Consider the following 13,069-nt stretch of genomic DNA (forward strand, 5'->3'; position numbering starts at 1 on the left):
GCCTTCATTTGCCTGCCCGAAAGAAAGCATCTGCTTTCTTTCGGGCAGCGTGCAGATTTCATCGCACTGCAATAAAAACCGGTTAAGGTGAAGATAAAGGATTTTGCTGGGCCTGCTGCAAAAGCTGATAAATCTGATCTTTCAGTTTTAATTTTTTGCGTTTCAGCGCCTCGATATCATCATTAATCTGATGAACCGGATCAAGCTCGAGCTGGCTGATTTTCCGGTCCAGATGTTCATGATCTTCAAACAGGCGCGCAAAATGTGGATTGTCTTCGCGCAGTTGTTGCATTAATTCCCGAAACTCCGGGAACATGAGTTTGACCTTTTTGTTGCATTCTTTTGTTTTCATTGCGACCGTCTATTTTCCCAAAAATAAAGAGAGGGAAATACGCAGATTTCCCTGTAGAGAGTAAATGGCGTGGTGCCTAGCTTTGTCTTAAATGCAGATGTTTGACTTCTTTGCGCAAATTTTGCAGCTCATCAATCAGGTCGAGCATCATGGCGACGGCAGAAAAGCTGGCATTAAAATCACGTTGCAGGCGATAGGCCTGGCGGGCACGAGAGACATCTTCCCCAAAAAACTGGTGAATCCGTTCTTCCGGACGTGAAGGGAGAATATCATATTCTAAAAGCTGTAATACCCATTCCGGGCTTTGACCACAAGCTTCAGCAAAATGCTCTAAATCAAAAGATACGCGCTCATCTATAATTTCAGCTTGTGGGCGACCAGACTGGGAGTTTTCGCGATATTGGATCGTGGTCATGGCTTACTCCTTTTAGCTTGAACTTGTTAAAACAAGGAAGAGCAGATGCATGGGTTGTTCTATCGCAATTTCGGGTCTATGCGCTGCGCTCTTGTTGTTTTATCTGAAGGATTAATTTTATTTAAAACCATATTTCAGCATTTGGCTGTTTTGTTTGGTATTCCTTTGTGCTTGAAACGTAGCCTCGCTTGCTTTTTCGCCATTTTTCTGGCGTCAAGGATGCTCAGCAGGCCTACTTTCAGCTAATCTTCAGTTTAAATAAACTGTTTAAATTTTATTCATTATTCAGGCTTTCGAGAGCGACGGACAGAGGGTAGAGTAACTATATTGTTTCAAATTATGTCCATATTATGGAGATAAACTAAAGGCTTCCGTAGAAGCCTCTTGTAAACTTGTTGAAGAATCAGTATTTAATCCAGGTCACACTACGACCAATCACGGAAACACCGACATAGCCGCGCAAGGTCAGGCGTTTACCGTTGGCACTTAGGCGTGCCTTGCCTTTATAGACTTTGCCGCCAATCGGGTCGAGTACACTGCCTTGCACAAACTGTAACGGGTTTTTTGGATCCTGCTTAAAGCCCCAGATAAATGGCAAGCCGATAAACGGTTTGTTTTTAAGTTGACCCGGACATTGGTGGCAAATATTCATTTTTTCTGCGCCCGGAATGTTGCGGGTTTCAACAATAATACCTTCATAGGTGCCATCTGGCTTTTTACGGATTTCGACATCGGCACGGGAATAACTGGTACGGTCATCAATTGTTTTCCATTTCCCCACCAATGGATCATTCTCTGCGAAAGATACGCCTGAAACTGTTGCCAAAAGCAATCCAGCAAAAATCCCTGTAAATCCCTTTTTCATGATTATTATCCCACAACGCAATGCGCGTTATTAAAATTAGAGTAAAGTACCTAATTCTATAGAAGAAAATACTGTTAAATCAATGAAATAATAAGTGAAAGCGATCACAATAAGATGAGAAACCATTAAATAGTTGCAACTATTGCACACGCTTGAATTCATCAGTCAGGTTATACAAAGAATGTGTGCTTGCGCTAGATGAATAAAGCGGTACGGTTTGTGTAACCCAGTCGCTTAAAAAAGATGAGTAACAGCTTGAGCGAGATTGATGCTGAGTTCAGTAAAAAGCGTGCGCTATTTGAAGCTATATCTACAGCGCAAAAAGCTTGAATAAACGTATGAAACTGAACATAAAAAAAGAGACCAAACCGTTCTCCGGTTTGATCTCTTGGTAGTCTTGAATCTTGCGGCCTAGCTTAGGTGTTCACCAAACAGGCCAAGTGCTTCTTCTGCAGTAAACTGATAACGTGCATTACAGAACTGGCAATCCATCACAATCGGGTTTTGATGTTCCAAGGTTTCGCGTACTGCATTGGCCCCAATCTGGGTCAGTGCCGTAGCACAGCGTTCTTTGGAACAGGTGCAGCCAAATTTAAGATGCTCGACTTCTGGCAGACGTACTTCTTCTTCGTTGTACAGACGGTACAATACTTCCTGAACTTCCAGATCGGTCAGTTCGCTGGTTTTCAGGGTTTCAGTCAGCATGGTCAGACGTGGCCATAAATCTTCATCTACACGTTGCTGTTCTTCTTCGCTATTTCGCGGTAACAGCTGAATCAGTAAACCGCCAGAACGCTGGTCGTTGCTGGCCAGTACAATGCGGGTTGGAATTTGTGCAGATAAATCATAGTACTGCATCAGGCAGCCGGCCAGGTTTGGCTTGTCTAAAGGCACAATACCCTGATAACGCTCACCAAATTCCGGTTCAATATTAATAAACAGCACCGGATTGACCAGGGTTTTGAGTACCGTGCTGCTGTCTTCAGCCTGCTGGAAATGTGGATCTGGTTCATAATCTGCCAAAGCACGAATTTCACCCAGATGATTACATTCGGCCATTGCCCATTTAAAGGTGCCGCTGGCCTGAATTTGCAGGCTAATCCGACCTTTAATTTTTAAGGTACTGGCCAGCAAAGCGGTGGCACTGAGCATTTCTCCCAAAAGGACCTGGATGGCAGGCGCATAGTCACGTTGGGCCAAAATGGTTTGCAGGGCTTCTTCAAGATGAACAATCTCACCGCGGACAGGGCTATCTTCAATAAAAAAGCGTTGGCGTAAATCAGACATAAAATTCTCCATAACCCTGCATTAATGGTGATGATATTGTAAATCACAAGTCAGTTTGATTCATTACGTGTTACATCAATATGATGGTTTTGTAGTGAACGCTTTAAATCTACACCGGTCGGGCTTTCCCGGACCTGGGCATCATTCTCGAACAGGTGCTCCAGCTCGGCCAGTGCATTGCGATGAGTTTCATAGATTTTTTGCTCATCGGTATAAATATTCTGCTGCTGGGCCAGTAATTTTTCATCATAACTGCGAAACAATTCGATACTCTTGTAAGCATCTTCTTCAGCAATACCCTGGTCGCGTAGCGCGCAATAGGCCATGCCTAAAGAAGATAAATAGGTTTCGCGCCAGATGTGTTCAACGCCTAAATCCCGCAATAAATGCACATGATGGCGGTCACGGGCACGCACCAGCAGTTTGAGCTGCGGATAATTCAGGCGGATATGCCGGGCCACATTCATCGAGTCTTCAATATCATCAATGGCCAGAATAAAGGTCTTGGCATGTTCAATCCCGGCGGCACGTAAAATATCGGGCTGGGTGGCATCGCCATAATAGACTTTACCGCCATAATTGCGCACAAAATCAACTTTATCCAGGTTGCTGTCAATGGCGGTATAGGGTAGGTGCTGCAAATAGGCCACCCGTGCAATAATCTGCCCAACCCGGCCAAAACCGGCAATAATCAGCGCTGGATGCGCATCGGGAATCTGGTCATATTCCGGCGTCTTGTCCTGATTCAGACGCGGAATCACCTGGCTGGTCATGAACCAGTACAGCACCGGGGTTAGCACCATCGACAGGGTCACCATCAGGGTAATCGGCTCTAAAATGGCCTGTGCCACCACTTTTTCTGTTAAGGCAACCTGTAACACCACAAAGGCAAATTCACCGCCTTGCGCCAGACAGGTGGCCAGTAGCAAACTGTTTTGCCAGGAATATTTAAAATACCGGGCAATTGCGGTCAGGGAAATAAATTTCACCAACAGCAGTACTAAGGCGCCGCCGAGAATGAACAGTGGACTGTCGATCAGCAGGGACATCTGAGTGGTCATCCCCACGGTCATGAAAAACAGGCCGAGCAATAGTCCTTTAAACGGTGCAATACTGGCTTCCAGTTCATGTCGGAATTCGGAATCGGCCAGTAGCACCCCGGTCAGGAAGGCGCCAAGCGTGGTGCTAATCCCCAAGACATCCATCAGGCAAACCACCGCCAGCACAATAAACAGGCCGACCGCGGTAATCAGCTCATGCGCGCCGGTTTTGGCAACAAAACGGAAAAACGGGCGCATGAGATAACGGCTAAATAAAAACAGTCCGCTAAAGGTAGCTAAAATCGCAGCAAAATAGGCCAGCCCATGATGGGTCGATTCAGTACCGGCCAGCAAGGGAATAATCGCAATTAATGGAATGGCGGCGATATCCTGAAACAGCAGAATCGAAAAAGACTGCTGGCCATAACTGCTGTTCAGCTGCTGTTTTTCATTTAAAAGTTGCAGCACAAAGGCGGTTGAGGACAGGGCCAGGGCAAAACCAATAATCAGGCTGGCGGCAATCTGCTGCTGCAAACTGAAAAACACTAGAATCGCCAGTAACAGGCCAGTCACGGCCACCTGCGCGCTGCCCATGACAAAAATTGACTGACGCATTTGCCAAAGCCGCTGGGGTCTGAGTTCCAGACCAATAATGAACATCAGTAAAATGACGCCAAATTCAGCTAATTCCTGAATGGCTTCCGGGTCGCTGGCGATATTGAACACACTCGGGCCCAATAAAATACCGGTAAACAGATAGCCGAGTACGGTGGCAATCCCAAAACGCTTGAGCAGCGGAACCAGTAATAAAGAAGCACCCAGAAACAGGGTGATTTGCAGCAGTAACGACATCGACAATCCTAGGAGTTATGGTGCCCTCAGGCTGCAGCCAAAGTCAGTGGTTAACTGAATTCCTGAGGGTCTATATCTAAGCTAAGTTTCATATTTGATGGCTTGTGATGCAACATATTTTGCCACCATGCACGTAGATAAAAATGTAAACGGGCGCGATCTTGCGACAACAGCACCAGATGCGCCTGATAGCGGCCGGCCTTGCGTTCCATTGGCGCCGGAATCGGTCCCCAGATATCAATTAAATGTTCAGAATTTTCTCGCAGCCACTGGGCATGTTGCTGTAAAAACTGCTGGTTCTGTTCCTGACTTTTGGATTCGCAGCGAATCAGGGCGGTATAGCGAAACGGGGGTAGCAGGGCGGCCTGACGTTCTTTTAAGGTTTGCCGGGCAAAGGCACGATAATCCTGCTCGACCAGGGTGCTCAGCAGCGGATGGTCAGGACGCAGGGTCTGTAAATAGACATCGCCTTTATGTTCACCGCGGCCGGCACGACCGGCCACCTGCACAATCAGCTGCGCAGTCCGCTCTGGCGCCCGGATATCAACACTTAACAGGCCGGCATCAATATCTAAAATCGCTACTAAGGTGACATAAGGAAAATGATGCCCTTTGGCCAGCATTTGGGTGCCAAGCAGAATCAGTGGCTGGCTGGTTTGAATGCGGTCATAAATTTTTTGCCAGCTGCCGACGCGGCTGGTGGAATCGCGGTCTACCCGCACCACCTCATAGTCCGGGATCAGCTGTTGCAGGTTTTCTTCAACCTTGGCTGTACCCATGCCCAGGGTTTTCAGTTCATTATGCTGGCACTGCGGGCATTGCTCCGGCTTGCGTTGAATAGTGCCACAATGATGACAATGCAGATGGGTATATGGACTATGATGCAGGGTAAAGTTGGCATCACAGTGTGGGCATTGTGCCTGCCAGCCGCAGCTGTCACAGACCAGCACCGGTGCATAACCACGGCGGTTTAAGAAAATCAGCACCTGTTCTTTTTTCTGCAGGCGTTTTTTGATTTCCTGAATCAGCAGCAGGCTTAGACCTTGCTGCTTTTGCGCAACTTTTAAATCAATGATGTGAATTTTCGGCATCAGTGCCGGGCCGGCACGCTGGTTCAGTTCCAGACGGATCATTTTACCCTGTTCCGTTAAGGCATAGCTGTCAATGCTGGGCGTGGCCGAACCGAGAATCACCGGGCAGTGTTCTAAATGAGCACGGTATAAGGCCACATCGCGGGCATGGTAACGAAAGCCTTCCTGCTGTTTAAATGACAGGTCGTGTTCTTCATCCAGAATAATCAGCCCCAAATTGGGCAGCGGGGTATAAATTGCCGAGCGCGTACCAAGAATAATGGAGGCTTTGCCGGTCTGGGCGGCCTGCCAGGCCTGCAGACGTTTGCTGTCATTTAAACCGGAATGCAGCAGCGCAATATGACAGTGAAAACGTGACTGGAAGCGGCTAATGGTTTGAGGAGTCAGGCCAATTTCCGGCACCAGCACCAATACCTGTTTACCCTGTTTTAGCACCTCTTGCATGATCTGCAGATAGACTTCGGTTTTACCACTACCGGTCAGACCATCGAGTAAAAAGGCCTGATAACGATGCTGCGCTTTCAGTACGGTTTCAATGGCCCGTTTCTGGTCACTGTTCGGGGTTAACGGCATTTGCGCCAGCGTCATTGGCACCGGGCTAAAATCCTGCTGCTCCAGATCGCAATAGCAAATCTGCTTTTTTTCCAGCGCTTTTAAGGTTGCAGTTTCAATACCGGCCAGATTCAGGATATTTTCTGAAGTCCCGCTCGGATGCAGCTTCAGGACTTTATAGGCCTCCTGCTGCTTCTCGGAGCGCTTCAGTTTGGCTTCGGCCTGATCATCCAGTAGTTTCCACATTCGTGCCAGTAAATTATACGGGCGTCCCTGACGTAACAGGCTGGGCAGGGCGCTATGCATCACTTCGCCAATCGGAAACTGATAATACTGCGCCGACCATGTCAACAAAGTTAAAACTTTCTGATCTAGAATCGGCTGCTGGTCGAGCAGCTCGCTAATGGCTTTCAGTTTAATCTTGGGGTCAAGCGGATGATCGGGCGGGAGTTTTTCAATAATGATGCCCACCAGATTCTGCCGGCCAAAGGACACCAGCACCCGCGCGCCAACGGCAGCCTGCTGATATTCAGCCGCACTGAGCATATAGTCAAACCCGTCATACAGATAGACCGGAACAGCTACACGAACACGGTAGATGGGGGCGGGATGGACGGGCGAATTTGGCATAACAGCGGGTCTGCTTCCTGATGAAAATGTCGTCGTGCTCGATCTGGAGTTATGATAGAGTGAGCAAATAATTTATATCTCAGAATATGAATGATTTTGGTGGTGAGACGCAACTGCGTTGAATAATTTTTTGGAAAATTAGAGCATTACAATGCCTGCATATCAGTTTACAGCCCTTGATGCATCAGGAAAGCAGCAAAAAGGGGTTTTAGAAGGGGATTCTGCACGGCAGATTCGTCAGCAATTGCGTGACAAGGCCCTTATCCCGATTAGCGTTGATCCGGTAGAACAAAAACAGAAGCATCAGGCCCAGCGCTGGTTCCAGAAAAAAATGACCGCTTATGATCTGGCCTTAATGACCCGGCAGCTGTCGGTACTGGTGGCCGCAGCCATTCCGCTGGAAGAAGCCTTGCGCGCCGTGGCCAAGCAAAGTGAAAAAGTCCATGTGCAGAATTTATTGCTGTCGGTACGCTCCAAGGTTTTAGAAGGATATTCACTGGCCAATGCCTTACAGCAGTCGGGGCATTTTCCGGATTTATATATTGCCACCATTGCCGCCGGGGAACGTTCTGGACATCTGGATTTAATTCTGGACCAGCTGTCGGACTACACCGAAAACCGCTTTGCCATGCAGAAAAAAGTGCAAGGCGCGATGATTTATCCAATTATTTTAATGCTGATGTCCTTTGCCATTGTGATGGGGCTGATGACCTATGTGGTGCCGGATATTGTCAAAACCTTTGATCAGGACAAAGGCGCCTTGCCGTGGATTACCGTGGCGTTAATGCAAGCCAGTGATTTTATCCGTCTGGCCTGGCCCTTTTTGCTGGTCGGGACGATTCTGGGCATCTTCCTGTTGGTCCGCTTTTTAAAAACCTCGGCCGGCCATTATGCATTTGATCGTTTAACCCTCAAACTGCCACTATTTGGTAAACTGTCACGTGGTATAAACGCAGCACGTTTTGCCAGCACCCTGTCGATTCTGACCCAGTCCGGTGTACCATTGGTTGATGCCTTAAAAATTGGCGCTGCGGTCAGCAGTAACTGGGTGATCCGCGATTCGGTTAATCTGGCGGCCGAGAAAGTCACCGAAGGGGGGAACTTGGGCACCCAGCTGGAGCGCAGTGGTTATTTCCCGCCGATGATGGTACAAATGATTAAAAGTGGTGAAGCATCGGGTGAGCTCGACCGGATGCTGGAGCGCGCATCGACCATGCAGGATCGGGAGGTGACCACGCTCATCTCGACCTTACTGGCGCTGCTGGAGCCCTTAATGCTGGTGCTGATGGCCAGTATTGTGCTGGTGATTGTGATTGCGGTGATGCTGCCTATTGTCAATATGAATAATATGATTTAAATCGAGACCCATTGAAGATAACAAATGATGAAAGATTCAAGAGAGAACCTGATGCAACGGAAATCCTATTCGAATAAACAGGCCGGTTTTACCCTCATTGAAGTAATGGTGGTGATTGTCATTTTAGGCGTGCTGGCGGCGCTAATTGTCCCGAACGTGATGGGCCGTGGTGAAAAAGCCAAAGTCGATACCACCGCAATTACCTTAAAAGGTGTGGCCGGCGCGCTGGATCAATACAAGCTGGACAATGGCCGTTATCCATCCATGCAGGATGGCGGTTTAGATGCGCTGGTCAATCAGCCCGCGTCAGCTAAAAACTGGTTGCCGGGTGGTTATGTCAAAGGCGGTTATCCAAAAGACAGCTGGGACAATGACATTCAATATGTAATTCCAGGCTCTGAAGGTCGCGCTTTTGACCTGTATTCTTTTGGTGCAGATGGTCAGCAGGGCGGTGAAGGCACCGATGCCGATATTTATTATCAGCCTTAAGCCGGCTTGATTATAAATGCCGTGATGGAATATATCACTTCACCTGATTGGACTATTCAATTAAAGGTGAAGTGATAATAGCTCTTAATTATAAAAAATATACTAATATATTGATAAATATAGATTTAAGATAATCTTCCAGATTTGAGATTCATAATAAGAATTATTCCCAACAGTACTGATTACAATAATCCTGGGAATGTGGAGCAATATCATCTATTTATTTCATTAAAACCGTTCATAATAAGTCAAAAGGCACATATTTGTCTGGAGGATGGTATGAAAGCATTAATCTTGTCGGATGAAATTAACCAGTTTCACTGGACGATGCTGAAGTCTGTTCTGCTGATTTTAAGCCTGCTTCCCTTGAGTCAGGGCTTTTTGCATCTCTGGCAAAGCACCGAAGGCAGCAGCCAGATTATGGTCGGTTTCTTCGCCCTGAGCCTGATGAGCTCGTGCTTGCTCTTAAGTTTCTGGTCGGCGCTACAAGCCACTATTTTAAAACTAGAACCAGAACAGGCCTCTTGCTTTGAGCAGGCAGTGGTAAAAGTCTATCGTTATTTGCCGATGCTCTCTCTGGCGGCGATGCTGTCCTATCTGGTGACCCAGCTTTAAATATAGACAAAATAAAAAAAACCGAGGCATGCACCTCGGTTTTTTTATTACGCCTCCCTTTTACAAAGGGTGAGAAGCACTGCTTCGCAAGGGAGGGATTTATAAAGTTAATCCCCTTAACCCCCCTTTGATAAAGGGGGACTTCATAGGCGAATTATCTTCTCGACTTAAAGCTGACATCGACCTTACGTGGACGATAGATCCAGCCCAAAATCAGCAACAGGAAGGAGAAGATCAGCACCGGCCAATCACTAAGGCGAGTATACAAGGTCTGGCCCTGCATTGCCGGTAACTCACCGCGCAGCACTGCTTCCTGATCAATTGGAGCCTGCTGCACAATATGGCCCTGATGGTCAATAAAGGCGGTCACACCGGTATTGGTGGCCCGAATAAACCAGCGGCCATTTTCTTTGGCACGCATCTGCACCATCTGTAAATGCTGCCACGGGCCGGCTGTACCGGTAAACCAGGCATCATTGGACACAGTCACCAGAAAATCACTCTGGCTGGCATTACGACGGGTCAGATTCGGATAGGCCACTTCATAACAGATGGCTGCACCCAACGGTAAGTTATGAATCATCAGCGGTTTTTGCTCTTTGGCACCGCGCGAAAAACCACTCATGGATGGATCATTCTGCAAGGCCGGCAAGACCCAGCTTAACAGGCCGGATAAAGGAATATATTCACCAAATGGCACCAGGCGCTGTTTCTTGTATAAGCCTTCTGAATCTGTACCGGTGGCCATAATACTGTTGTAGTACATCGACTGGCCATTTTGCTGCGATTCAGGCAGGTCCCAATACGGAATACCGGTGACCCAGGCACTTCCCGATTTTTCCGCCTCGGTTTTCATGGCGGCTAAAAACGGTTCGATATCGGTCTGGAACATTGGAATGGAAGATTCTGGCCAGACAATCAGGTCGCGGCCCCATTCGGTGCGGGTCAGTTCGCTGTAGATTAACAGGGTTTTCAGTTGATATTCGGTCAGCCATTTCAGGTCTTGTGGAATATTGCCCTGAATCAAGGACACGGACAGCGGCGGTTCATCTTTCTCGCTGACAAAACTGAGCTGGGAAGCACCCCAAGCACCGGCCAGGAGCAGCAATGACGGCACCAGCCAGAAGATGCGTTTATTCAGAATTTCCACCAGCGCACAGGCCAGAATAATGGCCACAAACGACACCCCGAACACCCCGAATAAAGGCGCATAGCTGTCCAGAAAACGCTCGGTAAAGGCATAGCCGACAAATAGCCACGGGAAACCGGTAAATACCCAGGTTTTGGCCCATTCAAAGAACACCCACAGCGGCGCAAAAGTTAGCGGCGTTTCCGGGAAGAAGCGGCGATACAGCCAGGTTTGAATGGCGGTAAACAGCCCCATGGCCAAGGCCATAATCGCAATCATCAGCACGCTTAAAATGGCCGGGGTATATCCATAGACATGAATGGAGGTATATAGCCAGAAGGCACCGACAAACCACAGGCCAATACCGTAGGCCCAGCCAATAAAAAAGGCCTGTTTGGCAGAGCGCTGACGTAAAACTGCATAAAGCAAGGCCGGAGACAGCAGGGCAATCCACCAGTAATAATACGGTGCCAGGGCAAAACTGAAAATGGCACCTGCGATTAAGGCAATCAGCAGGGGATAAACTAGCGGGAGCTGTTTGTGTTGTTGGGATGAATCTAACAGCTTGGTGAAATAAGTCCTCATTGACGTACAGCTCGAATCAGATGAATAGTGCGTGCATCTGCTTCAAGAATCTTAAACTGCCAATCCCCAATTTCAATAATTTGACCTTGCAGATCACTCACCAATCCAATTTCCTGAAGCAGTAAACCGCCGACAGTTTCTACTTCATCGTCAGAAAAATCAGCATCTAAAACATTGTTAAAGTGTTCAATTGGTGTAAGTGCCTGTACCAGCCAGGTGTTGGCGGTCTGCGGATCATGATCGGGCACAATGTATTGTGCTTCGGCATCGGCCTGATCATGCTCATCTTCAATTTCACCAACAATTTCTTCCAGAATATCTTCTAGGGTTACCAGTCCTGAAGTGCTGCCATATTCATCAATTACAATGGCAATATGGGTCTGGGTATTTTTCAGCATACGCAGGACCTGATCGGAACGCGCACTTTCTGGCACAAACAGTGGCTGACGCATCAGTGCCCGGATATCGACCTTCGGCGTTGGTTCGGTCAGAAAGGGTAACAAGTCTTTGGCCAGCAGAATCCCCACTACATTGTCAGGCTGGTCTGAAGAGAAGACCGGAAAGCGTGAATGGGCCGACTCGACCAGTACATGCAGAATATCCAGCAGCTCATCATCTTCCTGCAAGCTGATCATGGAGGTGCGCGGGGTCATAACCTCACGGATTTTGGTGGCCGGCAAATCCAGCACACCTTCCAGCATTGCCACAGTATCGGGTTCTAAAAAACGACGTGAATCTTGTACTAATTTTAGCAATTCATCGCGGGTTTCCGGTGCAGTACCTAACCATTTACGTAAGCCACGCATACCCCACGATGGGCCTGATTCCTCGTGCATGATCCTTCCTAAAGACTCGTTGTATCTAAAAAACTTGATTTAATCATACCGCAGAAAATACAGTTGTCTATTGTTTATCGACTTTCGCCGAAACAATGAATTTGATGATTTATCAGGCGGATAAAGCCAGCTTGCAGCTTCAGTGGTTTTGCTGGCTTTGTGTTAGAATAGAAAAATTCTATCTCGCCGAGTTTTATTATGTCTGATTCATCCATTACCCCTGCCATTCAGCTAAATACGCGCGGTCTGCGTTGCCCTGAACCAGTGATGATGTTGCATCAAGCCATTCGTAAATCTAAATCGGGCGATGTGGTGGAGATTTTTGCCACCGACAATTCTACTTCGTGGGATATTCCAAAATTCTGTATGCATTTGGGTCATGAGCTGCTGTTACAGGAAGAAGTGCTGGATGCTGCTGGCAATAAAGAATTTCATTATCTGGTCAAAAAAGGCTAGGTCATCCTCCGACAATGCCGCGGTTTTAAAGGCCATACTTTTTATCGGATAGTTACATATTGATAAACAAGCGGCCGGGTTGAAGCGATGTTTTATGTGGTTATTTTGTATAAAATAGCCACACTTTTTTTTAGCTATTTATTACAGAACAATGATGCCAAGCAATATATTTGCAGCACTAGAAAAATTAGGCCTCAGCCCACAAAAACGTGCCCTCCATATTCAATTTTCTCAGCCTGCCTTAAATGCCGATGTTTTCTTGCAGCGCATCGATGGTAAACACCAGCTTAATGACGGTTTACGTGCCGAACTGATCTGTCTTTCGACCAACGCGCAGATTCCGTTAAAACAGTTTATCGGCGCGCAAGTTGCCGTCGATCAGGTCACTGATCAGGGCCAGCTGTTTCGCAGCAGCGGTATTATCACCGCAGCCGCGCAAGGCCAGAGTGATGGCTCTCTCACCCTCTATAAACTTACGCTAGAAGATCCAACCGCACTCTGGCATAAACGCCGTAACA

At 47.5% G+C, this 13,069-nt stretch carries 13 protein-coding genes; 5 read left to right on the forward strand and 8 right to left on the reverse strand.

The window, feature by feature from the left end:
• Positions 1-82: 82 nt before the first annotated feature.
• From FTU69_RS07320 to FTU69_RS07345, 6 genes are all read right to left on the reverse strand, one after another.
• Positions 83-352, reverse strand: coding sequence for a YdcH family protein (locus FTU69_RS07320; RefSeq protein ID WP_180103650.1), 270 nt, complete (start codon positions 350-352; stop codon positions 83-85).
• A 76-nt stretch (positions 353-428) separates the two neighbouring features.
• Complete coding sequence (locus tag FTU69_RS07325; RefSeq protein ID WP_005181858.1) at positions 429-767, reverse strand: chaperone modulator CbpM; 339 nt, start codon at positions 765-767, stop codon at positions 429-431.
• Positions 768-1,170: 403 nt separating this feature from the next.
• Entirely contained in the window at positions 1,171-1,632 is a 462-nt protein-coding gene (locus FTU69_RS07330; protein WP_180103651.1) for a DUF2147 domain-containing protein, read from the reverse strand.
• 411 nt (positions 1,633-2,043) lie between these two features.
• Positions 2,044-2,919 carry an Hsp33 family molecular chaperone HslO gene (locus FTU69_RS07335; RefSeq protein WP_005181862.1) on the reverse strand — a complete coding sequence of 292 codons (876 nt, stop codon included), beginning with the start codon at positions 2,917-2,919 and terminating at the stop codon, positions 2,044-2,046.
• 50 nt (positions 2,920-2,969) lie between these two features.
• Positions 2,970-4,811: a monovalent cation:proton antiporter-2 (CPA2) family protein gene (locus tag FTU69_RS07340; protein ID WP_016659637.1), complete on the reverse strand. Its 1,842-nt coding sequence runs from the start codon at positions 4,809-4,811 to the stop codon at positions 2,970-2,972.
• Between the two features lie 50 nt (positions 4,812-4,861).
• Positions 4,862-7,084 (reverse strand): primosomal protein N', encoded by a 2,223-nt coding sequence (locus tag FTU69_RS07345; RefSeq protein ID WP_180103652.1) that lies wholly within the window; start codon positions 7,082-7,084, stop codon positions 4,862-4,864.
• A 151-nt stretch (positions 7,085-7,235) separates the two neighbouring features.
• On the opposite strand from FTU69_RS07345, the gene gspF reads away from it, so the two are divergent.
• The 3 genes from gspF to FTU69_RS07360 all read left to right on the forward strand — a co-directional run bounded on the left by gspF (position 7,236) and on the right by FTU69_RS07360 (position 9,545).
• The gene (gene gspF / locus FTU69_RS07350; RefSeq protein WP_005181870.1) at positions 7,236-8,441 is read left to right on the forward strand and encodes a type II secretion system inner membrane protein GspF; all 1,206 of its coding nucleotides are present in this window, start codon (positions 7,236-7,238) and stop codon (positions 8,439-8,441) included.
• A 51-nt stretch (positions 8,442-8,492) separates the two neighbouring features.
• Positions 8,493-8,930, forward strand: a complete 438-nt coding sequence (gene gspG, locus FTU69_RS07355) for a type II secretion system major pseudopilin GspG (RefSeq protein WP_005181871.1) — start codon at positions 8,493-8,495, stop codon at positions 8,928-8,930.
• Positions 8,931-9,209: 279 nt separating this feature from the next.
• The gene (locus tag FTU69_RS07360; protein WP_016659636.1) at positions 9,210-9,545 is read left to right on the forward strand and encodes a hypothetical protein; all 336 of its coding nucleotides are present in this window, start codon (positions 9,210-9,212) and stop codon (positions 9,543-9,545) included.
• Between the two features lie 154 nt (positions 9,546-9,699).
• Here FTU69_RS07360 and lnt read toward each other — a convergent pair whose 3' ends face one another.
• Both lnt and FTU69_RS07370 read right to left on the reverse strand, forming a co-directional pair.
• Positions 9,700-11,259 (reverse strand): apolipoprotein N-acyltransferase, encoded by a 1,560-nt coding sequence (gene lnt, locus FTU69_RS07365; protein WP_180103653.1) that lies wholly within the window; start codon positions 11,257-11,259, stop codon positions 9,700-9,702.
• Positions 11,256-12,095 carry an HlyC/CorC family transporter gene (locus FTU69_RS07370; protein WP_005181878.1) on the reverse strand — a complete coding sequence of 280 codons (840 nt, stop codon included), beginning with the start codon at positions 12,093-12,095 and terminating at the stop codon, positions 11,256-11,258. Before FTU69_RS07370 ends, lnt begins: the two co-directional genes overlap by 4 nt.
• A 198-nt stretch (positions 12,096-12,293) precedes the next feature.
• Here FTU69_RS07370 and tusA point away from each other — a divergent pair, with 198 nt between their 5' ends.
• On the forward strand, positions 12,294-12,551 hold the full coding sequence (gene tusA / locus FTU69_RS07375; RefSeq protein WP_005181880.1) for a sulfurtransferase TusA: 258 nt from the start codon (positions 12,294-12,296) through the stop codon (positions 12,549-12,551).
• A 151-nt stretch (positions 12,552-12,702) separates the two neighbouring features.
• The coding region (locus tag FTU69_RS07380) for a phage late control D family protein (RefSeq protein WP_180103654.1) at positions 12,703-13,069 on the forward strand (367 nt) is incomplete at its 3' end.

Source organism: Acinetobacter sp. YH12134 (genome assembly GCF_013418555.1).
Classification (GTDB): Bacteria; Pseudomonadota; Gammaproteobacteria; order Pseudomonadales; family Moraxellaceae; genus Acinetobacter; species Acinetobacter indicus.